This is a genomic window from Photobacterium sp. R1 (genome assembly GCF_054600795.1).
The window spans coordinates 1-338 of sequence record NZ_BAAHZP010000280.1 but is presented as its reverse complement, the minus strand read 5'-3'; the positions used below and the strand labels follow the sequence as shown (position 1 = coordinate 338).

The 338-nt window shown below is 53.6% G+C and carries 1 protein-coding gene; it reads right to left on the bottom strand.

All coding sequences use genetic code 11. The annotated features are described in order from the left end of the window. The coding region (locus ACYP03_RS25035; RefSeq protein WP_459782531.1) for an ATP-binding cassette domain-containing protein at positions 1–338 on the bottom strand (338 nt) is incomplete at both ends.

The following is a 338-nucleotide window of genomic DNA, read 5'->3' as shown; positions in this document are numbered from 1 at the left end:
TCGCCCTGAACCGGCACAGGCTCACCAGGCGGATCGGCCGCAATCAGTTGGAGAGTATAAGGATGCGCAGGGGCGGAAAAAATCATTTCCCGGGTATTGGATTCCACCAGTTTACCCAATTGCATAACCTCAACCCGGTCTGCAATCTTACGAACAATGCTCAGATCATGGGTAATGAACATCATCGCCATGCCCATTTCTTCCTGCAATTGCTTGAGCAGATCCAGTATTTGCGACTGCACCGACACATCCAGTGCTGTCGTAGGCTCATCCGCAATCAGCAGGTCCGTTTCATTAATCAGCGCCAGGGCAATCATGACCCGCTGCCGCTCGCCGCC